The 21,358-nt window shown below is 72.3% G+C and carries 18 protein-coding genes; 8 read left to right on the top strand and 10 right to left on the bottom strand.

Going from position 1 to position 21,358, the window contains the following annotated elements; genetic code table 11:
- Positions 1-335: 335 nt before the first annotated feature.
- On the bottom strand, positions 336-1,886 hold the full coding sequence (gene guaA, locus ACFPFQ_RS04780; protein ID WP_379615129.1) for a glutamine-hydrolyzing GMP synthase: 1,551 nt from the start codon (positions 1,884-1,886) through the stop codon (positions 336-338).
- 133 nt (positions 1,887-2,019) lie between these two features.
- On the opposite strand from guaA, the gene ACFPFQ_RS04775 reads away from it, so the two are divergent.
- Complete coding sequence (locus ACFPFQ_RS04775; protein ID WP_379615127.1) at positions 2,020-2,880, top strand: endonuclease domain-containing protein; 861 nt, start codon at positions 2,020-2,022, stop codon at positions 2,878-2,880.
- Positions 2,881-2,960: 80 nt separating this feature from the next.
- On the opposite strand, the gene ACFPFQ_RS04770 is transcribed toward ACFPFQ_RS04775, so the two are convergent.
- Together ACFPFQ_RS04770 and guaB are read right to left on the bottom strand one after the other, a co-directional pair.
- On the bottom strand, positions 2,961-4,085 hold the full coding sequence (locus ACFPFQ_RS04770; protein ID WP_379615125.1) for a GuaB3 family IMP dehydrogenase-related protein: 1,125 nt from the start codon (positions 4,083-4,085) through the stop codon (positions 2,961-2,963).
- 23 nt (positions 4,086-4,108) lie between these two features.
- Positions 4,109-5,614: an IMP dehydrogenase gene (gene guaB, locus ACFPFQ_RS04765; protein WP_379615124.1), complete on the bottom strand. Its 1,506-nt coding sequence runs from the start codon at positions 5,612-5,614 to the stop codon at positions 4,109-4,111.
- 214 nt (positions 5,615-5,828) lie between these two features.
- On the opposite strand from guaB, the gene ACFPFQ_RS04760 reads away from it, so the two are divergent.
- Positions 5,829-6,206: a DUF5319 domain-containing protein gene (locus tag ACFPFQ_RS04760; RefSeq protein ID WP_379615122.1), complete on the top strand. Its 378-nt coding sequence runs from the start codon at positions 5,829-5,831 to the stop codon at positions 6,204-6,206.
- A gap of 78 nt (positions 6,207-6,284) precedes the next feature.
- Here the strand turns inward: ACFPFQ_RS04760 and ACFPFQ_RS04755 are convergent, their stop codons facing one another.
- From ACFPFQ_RS04755 to ACFPFQ_RS04740, 4 genes are all read right to left on the bottom strand, one after another.
- Positions 6,285-7,391: an anti-sigma-D factor RsdA gene (locus ACFPFQ_RS04755; RefSeq protein ID WP_379615120.1), complete on the bottom strand. Its 1,107-nt coding sequence runs from the start codon at positions 7,389-7,391 to the stop codon at positions 6,285-6,287.
- Positions 7,392-7,964, bottom strand: coding sequence for a sigma-70 family RNA polymerase sigma factor (locus tag ACFPFQ_RS04750; protein ID WP_379615118.1), 573 nt, complete (start codon positions 7,962-7,964; stop codon positions 7,392-7,394). It lies immediately after the preceding gene.
- Between the two features lie 374 nt (positions 7,965-8,338).
- Positions 8,339-8,935 (bottom strand): response regulator transcription factor, encoded by a 597-nt coding sequence (locus ACFPFQ_RS04745; RefSeq protein WP_075942692.1) that lies wholly within the window; start codon positions 8,933-8,935, stop codon positions 8,339-8,341.
- A gap of 184 nt (positions 8,936-9,119) precedes the next feature.
- On the bottom strand, positions 9,120-10,118 hold the full coding sequence (locus ACFPFQ_RS04740) for a hypothetical protein (protein ID WP_379615116.1): 999 nt from the start codon (positions 10,116-10,118) through the stop codon (positions 9,120-9,122).
- Positions 10,119-10,212: 94 nt separating this feature from the next.
- Between ACFPFQ_RS04740 and ACFPFQ_RS04735 the strand changes: the two genes are divergently transcribed.
- Positions 10,213-10,560: a WhiB family transcriptional regulator gene (locus ACFPFQ_RS04735; protein ID WP_379615114.1), complete on the top strand. Its 348-nt coding sequence runs from the start codon at positions 10,213-10,215 to the stop codon at positions 10,558-10,560.
- A gap of 81 nt (positions 10,561-10,641) precedes the next feature.
- On the opposite strand, the gene groL is transcribed toward ACFPFQ_RS04735, so the two are convergent.
- Both groL and groES read right to left on the bottom strand, forming a co-directional pair.
- Positions 10,642-12,264, bottom strand: a complete 1,623-nt coding sequence (groL, locus tag ACFPFQ_RS04730; RefSeq protein WP_379615112.1) for a chaperonin GroEL — start codon at positions 12,262-12,264, stop codon at positions 10,642-10,644.
- A gap of 100 nt (positions 12,265-12,364) precedes the next feature.
- Entirely contained in the window at positions 12,365-12,655 is a 291-nt protein-coding gene (gene groES, locus ACFPFQ_RS04725; protein ID WP_013677399.1) for a co-chaperone GroES, read from the bottom strand.
- A 281-nt stretch (positions 12,656-12,936) separates the two neighbouring features.
- On the opposite strand from groES, the gene ACFPFQ_RS04720 reads away from it, so the two are divergent.
- From ACFPFQ_RS04720 to ACFPFQ_RS04700, 5 genes are all read left to right on the top strand, one after another.
- A complete protein-coding gene (locus ACFPFQ_RS04720) occupies positions 12,937-14,070 on the top strand; it encodes a VanZ family protein (RefSeq protein ID WP_379615110.1) in 1,134 nt (377 codons plus the stop codon).
- Between the two features lie 56 nt (positions 14,071-14,126).
- Entirely contained in the window at positions 14,127-15,815 is a 1,689-nt protein-coding gene (locus ACFPFQ_RS04715) for a serine/threonine-protein kinase (RefSeq protein ID WP_379615109.1), read from the top strand.
- Complete coding sequence (locus tag ACFPFQ_RS04710) at positions 15,809-17,812, top strand: protein kinase domain-containing protein (protein WP_379615107.1); 2,004 nt, start codon at positions 15,809-15,811, stop codon at positions 17,810-17,812. The genes ACFPFQ_RS04715 and ACFPFQ_RS04710 overlap by 7 nt, the downstream gene beginning before the upstream one ends.
- 69 nt (positions 17,813-17,881) lie before the next feature.
- On the top strand, positions 17,882-19,480 hold the full coding sequence (locus ACFPFQ_RS04705) for an alkaline phosphatase D family protein (protein WP_379615105.1): 1,599 nt from the start codon (positions 17,882-17,884) through the stop codon (positions 19,478-19,480).
- A 51-nt stretch (positions 19,481-19,531) separates the two neighbouring features.
- Positions 19,532-20,458 carry an aldo/keto reductase gene (locus ACFPFQ_RS04700; protein ID WP_379615103.1) on the top strand — a complete coding sequence of 309 codons (927 nt, stop codon included), beginning with the start codon at positions 19,532-19,534 and terminating at the stop codon, positions 20,456-20,458.
- Here the strand turns inward: ACFPFQ_RS04700 and ACFPFQ_RS04695 are convergent.
- Complete coding sequence (locus ACFPFQ_RS04695) at positions 20,418-21,332, bottom strand: DMT family transporter (protein ID WP_379615101.1); 915 nt, start codon at positions 21,330-21,332, stop codon at positions 20,418-20,420. The genes ACFPFQ_RS04700 and ACFPFQ_RS04695 overlap by 41 nt on opposite strands.
- Positions 21,333-21,358 lie beyond the last annotated feature (26 nt).

Below are 21,358 nucleotides of genomic sequence, written 5' to 3'. Positions count from 1 at the left end.
TTGACGATGTAGTTCGGCAACCACCAGCCCGGATCGCATTCGATGCGGACGTGAACCTGTCCCGAGCCGTAGTCACACCATGCTCCGGACTGCTGGGGTCTGATGTCCTTCCGGTCCACTCGATGACATCCCGACGGTGCAGCGGCAGCGCTCAGGGATGCCGACGGGACGGTCGGAGCGGCCGACCCGACAGGCGGCGCACCGATTTCCAGCATTGTCGAAACGAGCGTCAGTGAACGCCACGAATGATGCGATCGGACCGGGAGGTCGAGACCTCACCGGGCAGATGTTCGATCAATCGCATCCACGGATGATTTCCGGATCGCGACGTGTGGCTATTCCCATTCGATCGTGCCCGGCGGCTTGCTCGTGACGTCGAGGACCACGCGGTTGACCTCGGCCACCTCGTTGGTGATGCGGGTGGAGATGCGCTCGAGCACGTCGTAGGGCAGTCGCGTCCAGTCGGCGGTCATGGCGTCCTCGCTCGACACCGGCCGCAGCACGATCGGGTGCCCGTAGGTGCGCCCGTCGCCCTGCACGCCGACGCTGCGGACGTCGGCGAGCAGCACCACGGGGCACTGCCAGATGGTGTCGTCGAGGCCGGCGGCCGTGAGCTCGGCGCGAGCGATCGCATCGGCGGCGCGCAGCGTCTCCAGCCGCTCGGCCGTGACCTCACCGATGATCCGGATGCCCAGTCCAGGGCCGGGGAACGGCTGGCGCCCGACGATCTCCTTCGGCAGTCCCAGCTCGGCGCCGACCCGGCGCACCTCGTCCTTGAACAGCGCCCGCAGCGGCTCGACCAGCGCGAACTCGATGTCGTCCGGCAGGCCGCCGACGTTGTGGTGGCTCTTGATCACCGCGGTGCCGGTGCCGCCGCCGGACTCCACGACGTCGGGGTAGAGGGTGCCCTGGACCAGGAACCCCACGTGCTCGTCCTGGGCCACCTCGGCCGTCGCGGACTCGAAGACCCGGATGAACTCGCGACCGATGATCTTGCGCTTGGTCTCGGGGTCGGTGACGCCCGCCAGCGCGTCGAGGAACCGCTCCGCGGCGTCGGCGGTGTGCAGCTTCGCGCCGGTGGCGGCGACGAAGTCGCGCTCCACCTGCTCGCGCTCACCGGCACGCATCAGACCGTGGTCGACGAAGACGCAGGTCAGCTGATCGCCGATGGCGCGCTGGACGAGCGCGGCCGCCACGGCGGAGTCGACGCCACCCGAGAGCCCGCAGATCGCGCGGCCGTCACCGACCTGGGCGCGGATCGCGGCGACGGTGTCGTCGATGATCGAGGAGGTGGTCCAGCCCGGAGTGATGCCGGCGATGTCGTGGAGGAACCGGCGCAGCACCTCCTGGCCGTGCGGGGAGTGCCCGACCTCCGGGTGGTACTGGACGCCGGCGAGGCGACGTCCGGTGTCCTCGAACGCGGCGACGGCCGCGCGCTCCGATGCCGCCGTGACCGTGAAGCCGTCGGGGGCGCGCACCACGGAGTCGCCGTGGCTCATCCAGACGGGGTGCTGCGCGGGCAGGCCGTCGTGCAGCGTGCCGGGCGTGGGGCACACCGTCAGCTCGGTGCGCCCGTACTCGCTGGTGCCGTCGTGGGCGACGTCGCCGCCCAGCGCCAGCGCCATGGCCTGGAAGCCGTAGCAGAGCCCCAGCACGGGGATGCCGGCGGCGAAGAGCTCGGGGTCGAGGCGCGGCGCACCCTCGGCGTAGACGCTGGACGGCCCGCCGGACAGGATCAGCGCCGCCGGCTTGCGCGCCACGATCTCCTCGACGGACGTGCCGGCGGGCACGATCTCGGAGTAGACGTTGGCCTCACGCACCCGGCGGGCGATGAGCTGGGCGTACTGGGCGCCGTAGTCGACGACGAGGACGGTGGGAGGCTGCACCCCACCAGCCTAAACGGCGCCGCCGAGCGCCCGATGGTTCCCCCGAGCGCCCACTGGCTCATGATCGAACCGGAACCAGTGGGCGTTCGGCCCCGGACGGAACCTGGCGCGGCCCGCCGTCGTCCCACTTGCCATGCTGATTCCCACCGATCGACCCTTCCGCGGCTCCGCCGCGCTCGCAGCCGGTGCTCTCTCGAGCGCCGTGCTGTACGGCCCTCGCTACCGGCGGCTGTTTCCCGACGTGCACATCGCGGCCGGCGTGCAGCCCGACCTGATGACGTGGTCGCTGGCGGCGCACGAGCTCGTCGCGCCCTGCGGGGCCCTCGCGGGCTACTCGGCGGCGGAGGTGCACGGCGCCTCGTGCGCGCCGCAGGGCGCGCCGGCCGAGATCGTGTTGCGGTTCGGCTACCGGCGGAAGTCGGAACCGATGCTGGTGGTGCACCGCGACACGGTCGACGCCGCGGAGATCACCACCGTCGACGGCCTCCTCGTCACGACCCCGCAACGGACGGCCACGGATCTCGCCCGGTGGGCGCCGAGCCTGACGGAGGCCGTGGTGGCCGTCGACGCGCTGTGCCACGCCTGCGAGCTCGCCCCGGCCGAAGCCGTGCGCGCGCGGCCGGGCGCCCGCGGAGCGGCCCGGCTGCCCGAGGTGATCGCGCTCGCGGATCCGCTGGCCGAATCCCCGATGGAGACACGGATCCGCCTCGCGATCGTGCTGGCCGGCCTGCCCCGTCCGGTGCTCCAGCATCCGGTCGGGCCCTACCGACTCGACATGTCCTATCCGGAGCTCCGGCTGGGCATCGAATACGACGGGCGGGAGCACCTCACCCCGGAACGGGCCCTGCACGACCTCACCCGGCAGGCCTACCTCACCCGCGACGGCTGGCACCTGCTGCGCTTCCCGGCTGCCGAGGTGTTCCGCCCGGCCCAGCTCGCCGCGCGCGTGCGGGCCGAGCGTGCCGAGCGCCCACTGGTTCTCTCTCGATCATGAGCCAGTGGGCGTTCGGCGGATCGGGCCACGGCGAGCGCCCACTGGTTCCGGTCTGATCATGAGCCGGTGGGCGTTCGGCGTCAGCCGCGGACCGTCAGGCCCACGCGCTGGAACTCCTTCAGGTCGCTGTAGCCCGTCTTCGCCATCGCCCGGCGCAGCGCGCCGAACAGGTTGACGGCCTCGAAGGGGTTGCTGGACGGGCCGAACAGCACCGTCTCGAGGTCGTGCTCCACCTGCTCGCCGCCGGTGACCTCGGAGCGGGGCATGGACGGGTGGGCGGCCGACGAGGTCCAGTAGTGGCCCTGTCCCGGTGACTCGGACGAGTCGGCCAGCAGGTCGCCGAGCATGACGGCGTCGGCGCCGCAGGCGATCGCCTTGGCCATGTCGCCCGAACCGACCATGCCGCCGTCGGCGATGACGTGGACGTAGCGGCCGCCGGTCTCGTCGAGGTAATCGCGACGTGCCGCCGCGGCGTCGACGATCGCCGTGGCCATCGGGACGCCGATGCCCAGCACGTGGTCGGTGGCGGTGGCCGCCGCCTCCCCGTACCCGACGATGACGCCGGCCGCACCGGTGCGCATGAGGTGCATGGCGGTGCGGTAGTCGCCGCAGCCGCCCGCCACGACCGGGACGTCGAGGGAGTTGATGAACTCCTTGAGGTTGAGCGGCGCCCCCGGGGACACGTGCTCCGCCGAGATGATGGTGCCCTGCACCACGAGGATCTCGACGCCGGCGGCCAGCAGGACCGGGGTCAGCTCACGGGCGCGCTGCGGGCTCACCCGCGCCGCCACGGTGACGCCCGCCTCGCGCACGGTCTTGAGCGCGTCGGCGAGCAGCGCATCGTCGATGGGGGCGGCGTGCAGCTCCTGCAGTGCGCGTACCGCCGTGGCGGGGTCGCCGTCGGCAGCGGCGTCGATGACCCGCCCCAGCGCGCTGTCGGCGTCGGCGTGGCGCGCCCACAGGCCCTCGGCGTTGAGCACCGCGAGGCCGCCCAGCTGGCCGATCCGGATGGCGCTGGCCGGCGACACGATGGCGTCGGTGGGATGCGTCATCAAGGGGATCTCGAACCGGTAGGCGTCGAGCTGCCAGGCGGTGGAGACCTCCTTCGAGCTCCGCGTCCGCCGCGACGGCACGATCTCGACCTGGTTCAGGTCGTAGCTGCGACGGGCCTCTCGGCCCATCCCGATCTCCACGAGGTCACGCACGGGGGATCAGGGTAGTTCGCGGCCTACCGCGCTGCGTAGTTGGGCGCCTCGGCGGTCATCGTGATGTCGTGCGGGTGGCTCTCCTTCAGCCCCGCCGCGGTGATGCGGACCAGCTGGGCCTGCTGCAGGCGCTCGATCGTCTGCGCGCCCGCATAGCCCATGCCCGAGCGCAGCCCGCCCGTGAGCTGGTGGACCACCTGCGAGAGCGGCCCGCGGAACGGGATGCGCCCCTCGATGCCCTCCGGCACGAGCTTGTCCTCCGACAGCACGTCGTCCTGGGCGTAGCGGTCCTTGGAGTAGCTCTTGTTCTCCCCCCGCGACTGCATGGCGCCCAGCGACCCCATGCCGCGGTAGGTCTTGAACTGCTTGCCCCCGACGAAGATGACCTGGCCGGGCGACTCGGCCGTGCCCGCGAGCAGGCTGCCCAGCATCACCGTGGACGCGCCGGACGCGATGGCTTTGGCGATGTCTCCCGAGTACTGGATGCCGCCGTCGCCGATGACCGGGACGCCCGCGGCGGCGCATGCCTGCGCGGCCTCGTAGATCGCGGTGATCTGCGGGGCACCGACGCCGGCGACGACGCGGGTGGTGCAGATCGAGCCCGGCCCGACCCCGACCTTGACGGCATCGGCGCCCGCCTCGACGAGCGCGGCCGCACCGGCCCGCGTGGCGACGTTGCCGCCGACGACGTCGACGCTGTGGCCCACCTCGGCACGGAGCTTGGCGACGGTCTCCAGCACACGGCGCGAGTGGCCGTGCGCGGTGTCGACCATCAGGACGTCGACGCCGGCCTCGACCAGCTTCATCGCGCGCGAGTAGCCGTCCTCACCGACGCCCACCGCGGCCGCGACGACGAGCCGCCCGTCGGGGTCCTTGGTGGACAGCGGGTACTTCTCGGTCTTGTTGAAGTCCTTGATCGTGATGAGGCCGCGCAGGATGCCGTCGCCGTCGATGATCGGCAGCTTCTCCAGCTTGTGGCGGCGCAGCAGCCCGAGCGCGGCCTCCGCGCTGACGCCGACCCGCGCGGTGATCAGCGGCGCGTAGGTCATGACCTCGTGGACGGGGCGGCTGTGGTCCATCTCGAACCGCATGTCGCGGTTGGTGATGATGCCCACGAGCTTGCCGGCGGCGTCGGTGACGGGCACGCCGGAGATGCGGAACTTCGCACACAGCGCGTCGACGTCGGCGAGCGTGGCGTCGGGCGCGCACGTGACCGGGTCGGTGACCATCCCGGCCTCGGACCGCTTCACGATCTCGACCTGGGCGGCCTGCTCCTCGGGCGCGAGGTTGCGGTGCAACACGCCGAGACCACCGGCCCGGGCCATGGCGATGGCCATGCGCGACTCGGTGACGGTGTCCATGGGGGAGGACACGAGCGGCACCTTCAGCCGGACCCGGCGCGTGATCTGCGCACTGGTGTCGACGGAGCTGGGCACCACATCGGACTCCGCGGGGAGCAGGAGCACGTCGTCGAAGGTCAGGCCGAGCATCGCGAACTTCGGCGGGAATCCGGCGGTCTCGCTGGTCATTGATGCCTTCCCGTCTCACTGCTGTGGGCCGCGGGTGAGATCACGGCGGCGGCCGCCTTCCGTCCATCGTATCCGCGCGATCCCGTCACGCCACGGGGGTGACGCGAGTCTCCGGACACGCGCCACACACCGCCCGGGCCGTGACCACTCTCCGCTGACGGCCGACGGCGGCGGCCTGCCGCGATCGCCCAGGCGGCGGAGTATCGTTGACTGCGTGTCACCCGATGCGCTGCCGCCTGACCCGTTCGCCGGGGATCCGCAGGACCCCGCGCTCTCGCTCGACGGCCACGAGTCCGACGATCAGGATGAGCTGAGCGAGGACGAGCGCGACGAGGTCGTGGCCGATCTCGCCGATCTGGCCGTGTACCAGGCCCTGCTGGAGACCCGCGGCGTGCGCGGCATCGTCGTCGACTGCGGCGACTGCGGCGAGCAGCACTTCCACGAGTGGAGCCTGCTGCGCGCGAGCCTGCAGCAGCTGCTCGAGGAGGGCCAGATGCGCCCGCACGAGCCCGCCTTCGATCCGGACCCCACCAGCTACGTCACCTGGGAGTACTGCCGCGGGTACGCCGACGCGGTGCTGTCGGACTCCTGATCCCACCGACTGGTCTCCTACCGACGAGCAACGGCCCCCGGACGATGTCCGGGGGCCGTTGTCGTTCTCGATGCGGGATCAGCGCGGCGCGGTGGCCGAGCTCGATCCTGCGGTGGTGGTGCCGCCCTCGGCCCCGCCCGGCCCCATGCTGTGCGGCGTGGTGCTGCTCGGGCTGCCCTCCGACGTGGCCGTGGGCGTGGTGCTGCCGCTCGGCTCACCTTCCGGCGTGGGCGTCGGTGTCGGGGTGGGTGTCGGCGTGGTGGTGGCCGATGTGGCGGGACCGACCGTGCCGCCGGCACCACCGAGCGTGCGAGGATCCATCGTCGGCTTGGTGCCCGGCTTCGTGTCGGGCTCCGTGGTGGTGACGGATCCCGGGTCGGTGGTGGGATCGGTCGTGGGGGGCGGCGGCATCTTCGCGGCCTCGGCCGGAACGCGCTTGCGCGGGTTCTTGGCCAGCGGTGCCGCGATGTCGGCGGGCTTGCCCTGGGGCGTCTCGTCGGCCTTGGCCGCGAGGAAGTCCTGAACCTCCGACAGCGACTCCTTGCCCTCCTCGGGGCGCACCGCCGCGATGTCGGCCGCAGCCTTGTTGAGCTCCTCGGACGCGATGACCGGATCGCCGCTCAGCAGCGCGCGCTTCGCGTTGTCGATGAGCGTCTGCACGCGGGCAGCCGCCTCGACGGACTTGGCGCGATCGCTGTAGAGCACCTTGGACACGGCCCAGAGCGCATCGCCGGGCTGCGAGTTGTACGAGCCGACCGACAGGCCACCGATCGCGAGCACCACGACGGCTGCGGCGGCGGCGACGGGAGCGAGGTGCCGGACGCGCCCCACCCTCGGACGCGTTGCCGCGGCGATGGTGGCAGCCGCGAGTTCGACGTCGACGAGCTCCGGGATCGGGGTGGCGTCGACCTCCGCCTTCCACGCGGCGAGGATCGCGGTGATGTGGTCCTCGGCGTCGTAACCGCCGATACCGGGCGACGACACGGCCATGCCGGCCGCCAGCGCGTTGATCAGCTCGTCGTCGGCCTGCACCGCGACGAGGTCGATCGGACCCTCGGGGTCGGGCATCGCGACGGAGCGGGTGTGGAACCCCTTGGGATGGGTGCCGTTGCTGCCGTTGGACGGCGGCCGGGCCCCGAATCGGTCACCTGAGTTGTGCTGACCTCGACGGTTGTCGTCACGCACTCAGACCACCTCCTCCTCGGGCATCGACTTGCGGAGCCGGGCGAGTGCCCGGTGTTGTGCCACACGCACGGCGCCAGGAGTGGAACCGACGGCTTCCGCTGTCTCTTCGGCGGACAGGCCGACGACCACGCGCAGCACCAGGATCTCTCGTTGCTTATCGGGGAGCTTGTCGAGCAGTCGCCCCATCTCGCCGGAGAGTTCGACGCGGAGGGCTCGCTGCTCGGGACCGTCTGCGGCGGACACCGCATCCGGTACATCTGCGACCGGTTCGGACTTGTTACGGGTGGCCGCTCGATGGGCATCGATCACCTTGTGCGACGCGATCCCATAGACGAATGCCAGGAAGGGACGTCCCTGGACGCGGTACCCTGGCAAGGCCGTCAGCACGGCCAAACACACCTCCTGCGCAACATCGTCGGCGGAGACCGACGACCGGTCCACCCGACCGATGCGCGCACGGCAGTAGCGCACGACCATGGGCCGGATGATGGCGAGCACGTGCCCGATCGCGCTGTGGTCGCCTGCCATCGCAGCGGCCACCAGCTCGTCGGGAACGTCGTTCGTCTCACTCATCGCGCAGTGTTGTCCAGGCGTTACGGAACATGTTCGTCATCATCCGTTCGTGAGGCCGATCACGCAGAGCGCTCAACCGTGTCCTCAGTGCAGACAACGGTAGCGAAGCTGTCGAGCGGTCCGGGACGGGCTCCTCGTCTAGAGGAAGACGTACTGCTCAGCACCTACGTTGCACCCTCGATGCACTGCCACCCGATCGGGGCATTCCGCGTTCGGGCGCCGAACGCGGAAACGGCGCGACCACCCCGGGCGCACGAGGCGCCGGCGCGGTCACGCCGTCTACCGTTGCACCAGGCTACCGCGACCGCGGTGACCTGGCATGAAGAGCTGTACCCGGGCGGCGGACCGGCCGGGGCAGGACGAGGACGTGTCGGTCAGGAGACCAGGCCACGGCGGAAGCCGTGGGCCACCGCCTGGGCGCGGTCGCGCACACCGAGCTTGCGGAACAGCCGGCGGGCGTGGGTCTTGACCGTGTCCTCGGACAGGTAGAGCTCGCGCCCGATCTGGCCGTTGCTCTTGCCCTGGCTCATGCCACGCAGCACCTGGAGCTCACGCTCCGTCAGCTGCACGCCGGGGTCGGTGGGCGCCCGTGGTGTGGGCACCGCCGTGCTGGCGAGCGTGTGGGCGAGCGCGGCGACCAGCTCCGGACGGGACGCGTCCCACCGGAGGTAACCACGCGCGCCGCCTGCGATCGCTGCCGCGATGCTGCCCGCGTCGTCGGGGGCTCCGAACACGATGACGTTCGCCTGCGGGTGTGCGGCGACCAGGCGTCGCGTGGCCTCCACCCCGGTGGGCACCGCACGCTGGGTGCCGACCAGAACGACATCGACCGGCTGCCGGGAGAACCGGGCCAGCAACTCGTCCCCGTGCGCAACGCAATCGATTCGGTGCACCCCCGGCACCGCGGACATCACGCGGGTGAGGCCTTCGCGGACGCTGCGACGATCGTCGCAGATGAGTACCGTCGTCACGACGATTCCTTCCTGCAGCTTCCTGCAGCCGGGTGATGTGTCACCCCCCGCATCGGCGGGTGACAGGACCACCTTGACACGATCAGGGCGAATAGATGCCCTCCATTCGGGAGTGTTGCGCCAAGTGGCACTCGTCATGTGGGTGACGAGGGTCCGAATGGAGTAATTACATTACCTTGTGCCGTCAAGTTCGCCACAAGGAGTCCCCCATCAGGCTCCTCCCCCGTGGATCAACGAGCTGATAGATGACGCTCAACGTGGCGGCCGCGGCGTGTCGTCGGCGTGCCGCGTCCGTCGGCGTGTCACCTACCGATGGTTGCGCCGTTCGGGTCACCCGCTCGTTTGTCGTACCGCCGTCCGCCCCATCGAGCCGGTCCACCAGGTCGGCGGTGGCGAAGTGGCAGGGCCACAGGAGCGGGAGCAGACCGGACCGGACGCACGCGGCGGTGTCCTCGTCCAGCGCGGCCAGCGCCGCGACCGGATCGAGCGCGTCCGCCGCGGCAGCCGCCACCGTGTGGATGATCGACGACTTCACCCGGTGCCGGACCGCCCCTGCACCCGTGGCCAGTGCCAGCGCCGCGGCCGCGGGCTCCACGGCCTCCTCCGGCCGGCCGCGCAGCAGCGCCAGCTCCGCCCGCACCCAGCCGATCCGGACGCCAGTGCGCCAGGAGGGGTGGTCGGCGGCGATCGACCCGGCGGTGTCGAGCAGCCGCAGCGCGACGCCCGGCGCGGCCGTCCCGACGGCGTCGGCGGCCAGCCCGACCAGCGCGTCGATGCGGGCCGCCAGCGGGTCCGTGCCGAACTGGTCCGGCTCGGGGACCGGTCGCGGACCGCGCAGCGCGTCGATGGCCAGCCGCAGGCCCAGCGCGTCCGTGCCGCGGGCCACGGCGTGCCCGCCCAGCTGGCGGCGGTGCGACGCCAGCGTGACGGCGGCGTGGGCGGCCGTCCCGGCGGGGACGCTGCCGTCGGCCAGCAGCCCCTCCAGCAGCGTCGCTGCGGCGGCGTAGCGCCCCTGTCCCCCGAGCACGACGGCCGCGAGCCACCGGTCCCGTGGCGAGCCGCTCCTGCCCATCCGGACAGGTTCGTGCGGAGCGGCGCCGAACGCGGCCGCCAGCAGGTCCGCAGGCGCGCCTGCAGCAGGAACACCCGCAGGCGCAACCCGATCCGGCAGAGTCCGGCTCATCGGCCGTGCCTGCACTTGAGCAAAGGTGTGCCCGGTCCTACCGTGGGGCCCATCAGCACTCCCTGAGCTGCGCGTGACGTGAGCGGGTGAGGTCGTGGCGGATACTCGGAACCTTCCGGTGCCGGTCAGCGAGACCTACGACTGGCAATTGCACGGCGCCTGCCGCGGCATGGACAGCGCCTTCTTCTTCCATCCGGAGGGTGAGCGCGGCCTCGCCAGGGCGGGCCGGGAGGCCCGCGCCAAGCTGGTGTGCAGCGAGTGCCCCGTGCTGGAGCAGTGCCGGCACCACGCGCTCGCCGCCCACGAGCCCTACGGCGTGTGGGGCGGGCTCTCCGAGTCCGAGCGCGACCTGATCCTGCGCAAGCACGAGCGCAGCCTGCAGGTCGGGCAGCCCGATCGAACGTCCACGGGTGTCACGTCCAGGAGTGTCACCGAGGCGTAGGACCGCAGCAGCGACGCCGTCAACGCCCGAACGGGCCCCGCCAGGTGCACTGGCGGGGCCCGTTCGGGCGGAGCAGGTGGATCAGTGGCCGTGACCGTGGCCGTGACCGCCGGCGGCCGCGGGCGGCGCGTCCTCCGGCTTGTCGACGACAGCGCTCTCGGTGGTGAGCACCATGCGCGCGATCGACGCGGCGTTCACCACGGCGGACCGGGTGACCTTGACCGGGTCGATGACGCCGTCGGCCATCAGGTCGCCGTAGGTGAGGGTGGCGGCGTTGAAGCCCTGTCCCCACTCCATGTCGGCGACCTTGCCCACGACGACCGCGCCCTCGAGACCGCCGTTGGCGGCGATCCAGTAGAGCGGCGACGAGAGCGCCTTGCGGACGATGGACACGCCGGTGGCCTCGTCGCCGGTGAGCCCGAGGCTGTCCTCGAGCGCCTTGGCGGCCTGCACCAGCGCGGAACCGCCGCCGGGGACGATGCCCTCTTCGACCGCTGCCCGCGTGGCGGACACCGCGTCCTCGATGCGGTGCTTGCGCTCCTTGAGCGCGGTCTCGGTGGCAGCGCCGACCTTGATGACCGCGACGCCGCCGGCGAGCTTCGCCAGCCGCTCCTGCAGCTTCTCGCGGTCCCAGTCGGAGTCCGACGCCTCGATCTCGCGCTTGAGCTGCGCGACGCGACCGTCGGTGGCGTCCTTGGTGCCGCCACCCTCGACGAGGGTGGTGACGTCCTTGGTGATGACGGCGCGGCGGACCGAGCCCAGCAGGTCCAGCCCGGCCTCGGACAGCTTGAGTCCGACCTCCGGGTTGATGACCGTGCCGCCGGTGGCGATCGCGAGGTCGTCCATGAACGCCTTGCGGCGGTCACCGAAGAACGGCGACTTGACCGCGGCGACCTTGATGGTCTTGCGGATCGAGTTGACGACCAGCGTGGACAGGGCCTCGCCCTCGAGGTCCTCGGCCACGATCAGCAGCGGCTTGCCGTCGGCCAGCACCTTCTCCAGCAGCGGGAGGAGGTCGGCGATGGCGCCGATCTTGTCGCGGTGCAGCAGCACGTAGGCGTTCTCGAGGACCGCCTCCATCGACTCCGTGTCGGTGACGAAGTACGGGGAGAGGTAGCCCTTGTCGAACTGCAGGCCCTCGGTGATCTCCAGCTCGGTGGCGAGCGTGGAGCCCTCCTCGATGGTGATGACACCGTCCTTGCCGACGGTCTTGAGGGCCTCGCTGATCAGGTTGCCGATCTCGGCCTCGCGGGAGGCGATCGTGCCGACCTGAGCGATGTGCTCCTTGTCGTCGACCGGGATGGCCTTCTTGGCGAGCAGCTCGCAGACCGCGTCGGCGGCCTTGGAGATGCCGATGCCCAGCGCCATCGGGTTGGCACCCGCGGCGACGTTGCGCAGTCCGGCGGCGACCATCGCCTGTGCGAGCACGGTGGCGGTGGTGGTGCCGTCGCCCGCGACGTCGTTGGTCTTGGTGGCGACAGTCTTCGCAAGCTGTGCGCCGAGGTTCTCGAAGGGGTCCTCGAGGTCGATCTCACGCGCGATGGTGACACCGTCGTTGGTGACGGTGGGCCCACCGAACTTCTTGTCCAGCACGACGTGGCGGCCGCGCGGGCCGAGGGTGACCTTGACCGCGTCGGCGAGCTGGTTCACCCCACGCTCGAGCGCGCGGCGAGTCTCCTCGTCGAAGCTGATCTGCTTCGGCATCTGTGCCTCTCTCAAGGGGTACGTGCGACAAAAACCACCGCCCCGGCGGCCCGTTGGTCGACGGACCACCGGGGCGGCGGCTAAAGAGCGATGAAGCGAATCAGTTGACGACCGCGAGGACGTCACGAGCGGAGAGGATGAGGTACTCCTCGCCGTTGTACTTCACCTCGGTGCCGCCGTACTTCGAGTAGATGACGACGTCGCCGACCGCGACGTCCAGCGGAACGCGGTTGCCGTTGTCGTCGATGCGACCCGGGCCCACCGCCAGGACCTTGCCCTCCTGGGGCTTCTCCTTGGCGGTGTCCGGAATGACGATGCCCGACGCGGTGGTGGTCTCCGCCTCGCTTGCCTGGACGACGATCTTGTCCTCGAGCGGCTTGATGTTCGCCACTTGATGACCTCCCCTTCCTGGGGTACGTGCACGTGGAAATGACGTGTTCTCGGGGTCGACGACCCTTGGACGTCCCGTCGTCGCGGGTGCCGGAACGTCCTCGCAATGGCCGTGCAATTGGCACTCTACCCATGAGAGTGCCAACTGCTCAACGTCGGCCGCCCTCGACACGTCGAAGCAGCTGATCCAAAGGGTGGGGCGGGAGCCAGGTCGAGCACCGGACACCCCTGATCCGGTGACCCGGCGTGACAACGCCGCACGGGACCCCTTGACTGCCCACCATGTCGTCGCAGGTGTTCCCGGCGCTGCTCGCCGTGCTCGGCGGGACGCTGCTCGCGGGGCTGCTGTTCGTGCCCTTCGTCTTCCGCAGCTACCGCAGGCGCGGGGAGTTCGGGCTCGGTCCCGCGCTGCTCGCGTTCGGGTTCGTGGTCTACGGCCTCGCGATCGCCACGTACACCCTGCTGCCGCTGCCCCAGCTCGACGACGCCTGGTGCGCGGCGCACGCGGCGTTGCGCAGTCCCCAGCTCGACGTGCTGCAGTTCGTCGCCGACATCCGCAAGGAGCGCCAGTCCCCCGGCCTGCTCGGGCTGCTGACGAACGTCGCCGTGCAGCAGGTGGTCTTCAACGTCGCGCTGTTCGTGCCGCTCGGCGCCTACCTGCGCCACCAGTTCCACCGGGGCGTGGTGGCGACGGTCGCGATCGGGTTCGCCGTGTCGCTGCTCGTCGAGTGCACGCAGCTCACCGGCAACTGGTTCCTGTTCCCGTGCCCGTACCGCGTCTTCGACGTCGACGACCTGATCGCCAACACCCTCGGCGCGGCGGTGGGCGTGCTGCTCGCGCCGGTGCTCGGGCTGCTCGACGGCAGGCAACGGCGGGCCCCGGCCGATGCGCCGCGGCCGGTCACGACCGGGCGGCGCTGGCTGGGGATGCTGGTGGACCTCGTGTCCGTCGGCCTGCTGGGCGGGGTGCTCACCACCGGCACCGGTGGCATCGTCCTGCTGACCGGTGGCGCCACCCGCGGCGAGGACGCGCTCAGCCCGCTCGTGGCTGCCGTGCTGAGCTCGTGGCTGCCCGCCGTGCTGCTGCTCGCGCTGCCGCTGCTCGGCCGCGGCGACGCGACGCTGGGGCAGCGGGCGGTGCGGTTGCGCCGGGTCCGCCCCGACGGCGGCCGTCCCGGATGGCGCCGGGTGCCCGCGCTGCTCGGCGGCACCTTCGGCTACTTCCTGTTCAGCGGGCTGGGCACGTTCGCTCCCGCGCTCGCACCGCTGGCGGTGCTGATCCTCGTGGTCAGCCTGCCTGCGGCGTGGTGGTCGCGCTCGCACCGGGGGCTCTCGGGCATCGTGTCGGGCCTGACCGTCGTCGACTCCCGCCTCGACGCCGCCGCGCCTCCGCCCCGGGTGAGCTCCCGGACCTGACGGGGGCGCCGGTTACCCTCCGTACGGATCACCGATCACACGCCCCGGGGGGAGCGATGGAGCCACTGCACGCCGACGACCCCGCGGCGCTCGGGCCGTTCCGGCTGCTCGGGCGGCTCGGATCCGGCGGGATGGGGCAGGTCTACCTGGGTCGCAACCAGGCCGGGCGACCGGCCGCGATCAAGGTCATCCACAGCCACCTCGCCGCCGATCCGCAGCTGCGCGCCCGTTTCGAGCGCGAGATCAGCACCGCGGCGCGGGTGCGCGCCCCCTGGACCGCCGCGGTCGTCGACGCCGACCCGTTCGCCCCGCAACCGTGGCTGGCCACCGAGTTCGTGCCGGGCCCCGCACTCGACGACGCCGTCGGCCGCACGGGCCCGCTGCCGGAGCACACGCTGCACACGCTCGCGGCGCGGCTGGCCGAGGCGCTCGCGGCGCTGCACGCCACCCGGCTGGTGCACCGTGACCTGAAGCCGTCCAACGTGCTGCTCGCCGCCGACGGCCCGCGGCTGATCGACTTCGGCATCGCCCACGCCGTCGACGCCACCAAGATCACCCATACCGGGCACGTCATCGGCACCCCGGCGTACATGTCGCCGGAGCAGGCGCTCGGCGAGGCCACCGGGCCTGCCACCGACGTGTTCTCCCTGGCCGCCGTCCTCACCTACGCGGCCACCGGCGTCGGTCCGTTCGGCACCACCACCAACCCCGTGGTGATGCTGCGGCGCGTGAGCGTCGAGGCGCCGCAGCTGGCGGCGCTGCCGCCCGGCTTGCGCGCGGTCGTGGAGCCGTGCCTGGCGAAGGATCCCGCTGCACGTCCGTCGGCGGCGCAGGTCTCCGCGATGCTCGGCGCACCCGCCGCGGCGGGGCCGCAGTGGCTCCCGCCCGCGATCCGCACGCTCGTCGACGAGGCCGCCCTCGCGCGCCCCACCCGCAACCGGCGCGTGGTGGGCATCGCGATCGCCGCGGTCGTCGCGGTGCTGGCGCTGGCCGGGTTCGGCGGCTACCTCCTCGCCAACGCCGTGGTGCCACGCCCGCCGCTGGCCGCGCCCGCGGCCACCGCACCGGCAGCCACCCCGCCGCCACCGGTGAAGATCACGGCGACGCCGCCGCCCGCTGCCGCACCGGTGGCGCTGATCCCGAGCACCGTGCCGGGCTGGCTCGCCGCCGTGTCGAGCACCCGCAACGTCGGCTACGACGTGCCGCCGCCGTGGAAGCCCCAGTCACCCGGGCTCATCAAGGGCTTCGAGACCGACACCACGCGGGTCCTCATGAGCGGTGTGGCCATCAACGAGGCCGACCGGCCGCCACCGTGCCCCGGGTACGACAAGAAGTACGTGCTCGCCTGGAGCGGGGTCACCGGCAGCCCCACCACCGACCCCTCGGCCGCGGCGGGCGAGGTCGCGAGGCTGTGGAGCCACGCCTTCGACCCCGACACCGGGCCGCAGCCGACCGCGACGATCGGCGCCGCCGCCCTGGTCACGGTCGCCGGCAAGGTCGGCGGGCACGTCGTCGCCGACATCCAGATGCCCGCCGGCAGCTGCGGAGCGCCGCGCAAGGCCGTCCACGCCGTGGCGCTGCCGTCGAAGAACGGCCAGAACGTGGTGTGGGTGCTGCTCGCCGAGCGCGACGTCCCCGGTGCCGTCACCGATGCCGACATCAGCCAGATGATCACCACGCTGCGCCCGGCGGGTCTCGAGCAGAAGTGCGACCCGGCGGCCAAGACCGTCGGCTCCTGGTGCTGAGCGACCTCGCCGCAGGCGATCCCGCGCAGCTGGGCCCGTTCCGGCTGCTCGGGCGGCTCGGCGCGGGCGGGATGGGCCAGGTGTTCCTCGGCCGCACGGAGGCGGGACGGCTCGCCGCCGTCAAGGTCGTGCACCCGCACCTCGCAGGAGACCCGCAGTTCCGGGCCCGCTTCACGCGCGAGATCACCACGGCGGCGCGCGTGCGCGGGCCGGGCATCGCCGCCGTCGTCGGTGCCGACCCCGACGGCGCCCGGCCGTGGCTCGCCACCGAGTACGTCACCGGTGCACCGCTCGACGAGCTGGTCGAGGGCACCGGGCCGCTGCCCGAGCCCGCGGTGGTCGCGATCGCCGCCCGGCTCGCCGAGGCGCTGGCCGCACTGCACGCGGCAGGCGTGGTGCACCGCGACATCAAGCCGTCCAACGTGCTGCTCGCCGCCGACGGCCCGCGGCTGATCGACTTCGGCATCGCCCACGCCGTGGACGCCACCCGGATCACGCAGACCGGCCACGCCATCGGCACCCCCGCCTACATGTCCCCCGAACAGGCACTCGGCGACGTCACGGGTCCGGCGTCGGACGTGTTCTCGCTCGCCTCGGTGCTCACCTTCGCCGCCACCGGCAGCGGGCCGTTCGGCACCGCCACCAGCCCGGTCGTCATGCTGCTGCGCATCACCGACCAGCAGCCGAACCTCGCCCGCCTGCCCACCGGGCTGCGCACCCTGCTGGAGCCCTGCTTCGCCCGGCAGCCCGCCGCGCGGCCCAGCAGCCGCGACCTCGTCGGCCGGCTGGCCCCGCGACCCGGTGCCGAGGCGCCCACGATGCTGCTCTCCCCCGCCGCCCGTGCGCTGCTCACCGAGACCCGCGACCACGTCGCCGCGGTCGCGACGATGATCCCGCGCGGCGCGGCGGCAGCCGTCCCGGCCCCGGCCCCGCACCAGCCACGGCGGCGGCGGCCGTGGCTCGTGGTGGCCGCGGCGCTCGTCGCGGTGGCGGCCGTCGTCAGCGGCGTCGTGCTGATCACGCGACCGGGCGGCGGGCCCGGCACCCCCGGCCCGGCGGCCACGTCGAGCCCGGCGGCACCGGCCACTCCTGGCGAGCCCCACCAGGTGGCATCGCTGCAGGTCGGAAGCGGTCCGGCGGGCGTCGCGGTCGCACCGGACGGGGCCCGTGCCTACGTGCGCAACTACACGGGCCGCGACGTCTCGGTGATCGACACCGCCGGCCGTTCGGTCACCGCCACCATCGGCGTGCCCGGCAGCCCGTACGGCGTCGCGGTGTCACCGGACGGCGCGCGGCTCTACATCCTGCAGCTGTCCGGGTTCGTCTCCGTGCTCGACGCCGCCACGTCCGGCGTGCTCGCCACGGTGCCGGTCGGCGAGCAGCCGCAGGGCATCGTGCTGGCACCCGACGGCAGCCGCGCCTACGTCCCCAACAACCGCGGCAACAGCGTCACCGTGATCGACACCGCGAGCAACACCGTGGCTGCGACGGTGCCGGTCGGGGCCGGGCCGCAGGCCGCGGCCATCACGCCGGACGGTCGCTCGCTGTGGGTGTTCAGCTACGACGCCAAGCAGCTCGCGGTGCTCGACACGGCGAGCAACACGGTGCGCACCACCGTGGCGATGGAGCGGGCCGACCACATCGCCTTCACCCCCGACGGAGCCCGCGCCTACATCACGGGCGGGTACTCGGAGATCGTCACGGCCTACGACGTCGCCGGCGTCACCAAGCTCGGCGACATCGGCGGTCTCGACGCCAGGCCCGTCGACATCGCGTCGACGCCCAGCGGCCGCTACGCGCTGGTGCTCACCGCGGGCACCACCGCGGGCGACAACGCCGTGCGGGTGGTCGACACCACGAGCCACTTCGTGCTGAAGGTCGTGGCGCTGGACACCCGGCCCGATGCCATGGCGCTGTCGCGCGACGGCCGCACGCTCTACATTGCCTGCACGCAGGACAACGTGGCGCTGGTCGTCGACACTGCGGGCTACGTCTGACGCCTGCCGTTCACCATCCCGTGCCGGTACATCCACGCACCGCTCGAACGAGTGATCAAGGCTGCGGCTGTGACCAGTGACGCGTCCACCACCACGCACAGCAGGCGCACCGTGCTGCGCACCGGCCTCACCGCGGCCGCCGTCATCGCGATCCCGGGCACCATCGCGGCCACCGGCGTCGGGAAGGCGGGCGCCGCCGCGGCGCCGCGGGGCAACCCGTTCGCGCTCGGCGTCGCGTCCGGCGAGCCGACGCCCGAGGGGATGGTGCTCTGGACGCGGCTGGCCACCGACCCGCTCGCCGAGGACGGGCTGGGCGGCATCGGCAATCGGGTCACCGAGGTCGAGTGGGAACTGGCAGGCGACGAGGGATTCCGGCAGATCCTGCGCAGCGGCACCGAGCGCACCGGCCCCGAGCTGGGCCACAGCGTCCACGTCGAGACGGCGGGCCTCGCGCCGGGCCACGACTACTTCTACCGGTTCCGGGTCGGCTCCGAGATCTCCCCGGCCGGCCGGACCCGCACGGCGCCACCGCCGCAGCAGCTGCAGCCGCTCACGATGTGCTTCACGTCCTGCTCGCAGTACGAGCACGGCTTCTTCACCGCCTACGCGCGCCTCGCGGAGGAGGAACCCGACCTGGTGCTGCACCTGGGCGACTACCAGTACGAGTACGCGAAGGGGAGGTACGAGGCACCCGGCGGCAACGTCCGTGACCATGCCGGGCCCGAGACGGTCACGCTCGCGAACTACCGGCAGCGCTACGCGCAGTACAAGTCCGACGCCGACCTGCAGGCCGCCCATGCGGTGGCCCCGTGGCTGGTCGTCTTCGACGACCACGAGGTGGAGAACAACTGGGCGGGCAACGTGCGCGAGCTGCCGGAGGACCCGCCGGGCCCGCTCGCGCCGCGGCGCGCGGCCGCGTTCCAGGCGTACTGGGAGAACATGCCGCTGCGGGCGGCGCAGCGGCCCCGCGGCGACGCGATGCAGCTCCACCGGCGGGTGAACTGGGGCGCCACGGCCACCTTCCACATGCTCGACACCCGCCAGTACCGCAGCGACCAGCCCTGCGGCGACAGGTTCGGCACCGACTGCGCGGCCCGTACCGACCCGGCCGCGTCGCTGCCCGGCTCGGCGCAGGAGCGCTGGATCGCCGACGGCTTCCGGTCCTCGACGGCCCGCTGGGACGTGCTCGGCCAGCAGGTCTTCTTCTCGCAGGTCGACTTCACCCCCGGCGCGGGACGCGGCTTCAACCCCGACGCCTGGGACGGCACGCCCGCCTCCCGGGACCGCGTGGTCGACTCCTGGGTGGACGCACGCAACCGCAACACGCTGGTGCTCACCGGCGACGTCCACGCGCACTGGGGCGCCGACATCAAGCAGCGCTTCGACGATCCCGCGTCGCCCGTTGTGGGTACCGAGCTGATCTCCAGCTCGATCACCTCCGGCGGCGACGGCTCCGAGTCGCAGTCGACGACGGCCGCGATCCTCGCCGACAACCCGCACCTCCGCTTCTACAACAACCGCCGCGGCTACGTGCGCACCACGTTCGGCCCGACCGAGGTGCGGGCCGACTTCCGCGTGGTGCCCTACGTGCAGCGGCCGGGGGCACCCGCCGAGACCCGCGGTGCGTTCGTCATCGAGGACCGGAAGTCGGGGCTGCAGGCGGTGTGACGGTGGACCGGCCGCCCGGTGCCGGCGGTGCAGCCGTCGTAGGCTTTCCGCATGGCGAAGATCGGACCAGACCTCGACGTCTCGCGCCTGTGCCTGGGCGGCAACGTGTTCGGCTGGACGGCGGACCGGGACACCTCGTTCGCCGTGCTGGACGCCTACGCGGCCGCGGGTGGCAACTTCATCGACACCGCCGACTCCTACATGTGGCGGATCCTGGGCAACTCCGGCGGCGAGTCCGAGACGATCATCGGTGACTGGATGGCGGAGCGCGGCAACCGCGACCGGATGGTGATCGCCACCAAGGTGGGCTCGCTGCCGACCCGGCCGGGCCTCTCTGGCGCCAACATCGCGGCGGCGGCCGAGGACTCGCTGCGCCGGCTGCGCACCGACCACATCGACCTGTACTACGCCCACAAGGACGACCCGGACACCGCGCAGGAGGAGACGCTCGACGCGTTCGACACGCTCGTGCAGGCCGGCAAGGTGCGCACGATCGGCGCGTCCAACTTCTCCGCCGACCGGCTGCGCTCGGCGCTGGAGATCTCCGCCCGCGACGACCTCGCGGCCTACGTCGCGCTGCAGCCGCACTACAACCTGCTCGAGCGCACCGCGTTCGAGAGCGAGCTGGCACCGGTGCTGGAGCGCACCGGGCTGGCCTGCCTGCCGTACTACGGGCTGGCGCGCGGCTTCCTCACCGGCAAGTACCGGCCCGGCACCACGATCGACAGTGTGCGGGCCGAGGGCGCGAGCGCCTACCTCGACGACCGCGGGCTGCGGGTGCTGGCCGTGCTCGACGAGATCGCCGCAGGCCACGAGGTGCCCGTGGCAGCCGTCGCGCTGGCGTGGCTGGCCGACCAGCCGACCGTCGCGGCCCCGATCGCGAGCGCCCGCACCGTCGAGCAGCTCGAGGGCCTGCTGCCGTTGCTGACGCTGCAACTCACGTCGGACGAGCTGCGATTGCTGTCGCACGTGAGCTGACGGCCGAGACCGCAGCCGGGCGAGCCGAGCGGTTCAGCAGCAGGACCCCGCCGAGGGTGATCAGGAGCCCGATCACGGTCTGGATCTCGAGCGGCTGCCCCAGCACGGGCACCGCCAGCAGCGCGGTGACCGGCGGCACGAGGTAGAGCAAGCCGCTGGTCGCCGAGCTGGTGCCCCGGCGCAGCAGCACGAACAGCAGCACGAAGCCGCCCACCGAGTTGACCACGGCGAGCCAGGCCAGCGAGCCGATGCCCGCCGCGGACGTGGAGACGGCGAGCCCGCCGCCCACCAGCAGTGCCAGCGGGGCCAGCACGACCGCGGCCGCGAACATCTGCACGGCCGTTCCCGTGCGCAGGTCCATCGTCGCGCCCACGCGCTTCTGGTAGAGCGTGCCCGCGGCGAACCCCGCGAGGCCGAGCACGAGGAACCCGAGGCCCGCCCCGCCGCCCCCGGACCCGAGGTGGTCGACGCCCGCGACCAGCGCGCCCAGAACGGCGAGGCCGGACCCCCACCAGCCGAGCCTGCCCAGCCGCTCCCCGAGCACCGGCCCGGCGAAGACCGCGACCAGCACCGGGCACAGGCACAGCACGAGTGCCGCGAGCCCGGCAGGCACACCCATCGAGATCGCCGTGTACGCGGCACCGAACTGCACGCCCTGCAGCAGGACGCCGGTGATGACCAGGTCTCGCCACTGCCGACGGCCGCGCGGCCATGGCGCCCTGGTGAGGACGGCCAGCGCGGTGAGCAGCACGGCGGCGATCAGGAGTCGCCACGTCGTGAGTGCCAAGGGGGTCGTCTCGCGCGTGCCGATCGCCCCCACGAGGAAGCCGGAGCTCCACAGCACGATGAAGCCCGGTCCCAGCAGTCGTCGCACGACGGCCTCCTCAGCTCGTAACAGTT

This window comes from Pseudonocardia sp. GCM10023141, from assembly GCF_042653605.1.
This window is presented reverse-complemented; position numbering and strand designations above follow the sequence as displayed.

What these genes read in the sequence shown, in the direction of transcription:
- ACFPFQ_RS04775 (WP_379615127.1), top strand. Translation starts at nt 2,020, where the DNA reads ATGCTGATTCCCACCGATCGACCCTTCCGCGGCTCCGCCGCGCTCGCA.
- guaB (WP_379615124.1), bottom strand. Translation starts at nt 5,614, where the DNA reads ATGACCAGCGAGACCGCCGGATTCCCGCCGAAGTTCGCGATGCTCGGC.
- ACFPFQ_RS04750 (WP_379615118.1), bottom strand. Translation starts at nt 7,964, where the DNA reads ATGAGTGAGACGAACGACGTTCCCGACGAGCTGGTGGCCGCTGCGATG.
- ACFPFQ_RS04740 (WP_379615116.1), bottom strand. Translation starts at nt 10,118, where the DNA reads ATGAGCCGGACTCTGCCGGATCGGGTTGCGCCTGCGGGTGTTCCTGCT.
- groL (WP_379615112.1), bottom strand. Translation starts at nt 12,264, where the DNA reads ATGCCGAAGCAGATCAGCTTCGACGAGGAGACTCGCCGCGCGCTCGAG.
- ACFPFQ_RS04720 (WP_379615110.1), top strand. Translation starts at nt 12,937, where the DNA reads ATGTCGTCGCAGGTGTTCCCGGCGCTGCTCGCCGTGCTCGGCGGGACG.
- ACFPFQ_RS04715 (WP_379615109.1), top strand. Translation starts at nt 14,127, where the DNA reads ATGGAGCCACTGCACGCCGACGACCCCGCGGCGCTCGGGCCGTTCCGG.
- ACFPFQ_RS04700 (WP_379615103.1), top strand. Translation starts at nt 19,532, where the DNA reads ATGGCGAAGATCGGACCAGACCTCGACGTCTCGCGCCTGTGCCTGGGC.